This is a genomic window from Grimontia marina (assembly GCF_900060185.1).
In the GTDB taxonomy this organism is placed as follows: domain Bacteria; phylum Pseudomonadota; class Gammaproteobacteria; order Enterobacterales; family Vibrionaceae; genus Enterovibrio; species Enterovibrio marinus.
In genome coordinates, this window is sequence record NZ_FIZY01000193.1 from 1 (window position 1) to 847 (window position 847).

At 44.7% G+C, this 847-nt stretch carries 1 protein-coding gene; it reads right to left on the reverse strand.

The features are described from left to right. Nucleotides 1-82 precede the first annotated feature (82 nt). Nucleotides 83-847, reverse strand: a 765-nt coding sequence (hflK, locus tag GMA8713_RS25925; protein ID WP_062715548.1) for an FtsH protease activity modulator HflK, incomplete at its 5' end; no start/stop codon positions are given.

Below are 847 nucleotides of genomic sequence, written 5' to 3' on the forward strand. Positions count from 1 at the left end.
TCATCCACCGTGTAGAGCGCACTGTATAACACCAACGTCACGACAGAGATAAGGGCGCTCACCACCCCAATGGTTTTGAATTTCATTGTCCTTCTCCCTGTCCGTCTTTAATGTTGAGTAGCGGCAGAATAGATTCCAAATTATTATCAATGATGATTTTGCTATCAATTTTTGGCAGTACAGACTGCATAGTTTCGATATAAACTCTTCTTTTGGTGACCGCTGGCGCTTTCAGATATTCCGCATAAAGCGCGTTGAATCGAGAAACGTCTCCTTGTGCTTCGTTAATTCGTTTTAACCGATAACCATCGGCTTGCCGGATCTGTTGGTCTTTTTCGCCCAGAGCAAGGGGAATGATTTTGTTGTAATCCCTGCGCGCTTCATTGATTAGCTTTTCTTTTTCTTGCTTAGCCTGATTCACTTCATTAAAAGAAGCCTGAACAGGAACTGGCGGGTTAATGTTTTTCAATTGCACTTGGTCGATACTAAAGCCCATCTCATATTTTCTGGATAGCTCCTGCATTTTGATCAGTGCTTCTGATTCAATGTCCTGTCTACCAACAGTGATGACTTCATCAACCGTTCTATCACCAACGACTTCGCGCATCACCGATTCAGACACATAACGTAACGTTGCGCTCGGTTGCCGGACTTCAAACAGATACTTAACGGGGTCTGAGATGCGATATTGCACAACCCATTCGACCAAGGCGGCATTCAAATCGCCCGTCACCATTTGTGTTTCTTTTACTTGGTCGAAGATTCGGGCACTTTGATTTGGGTTATTCGCCTCTGGCGTGGAAAAACCGAACTCCTGTTTGAGCTGACGTTTGACAGGGACGATCTC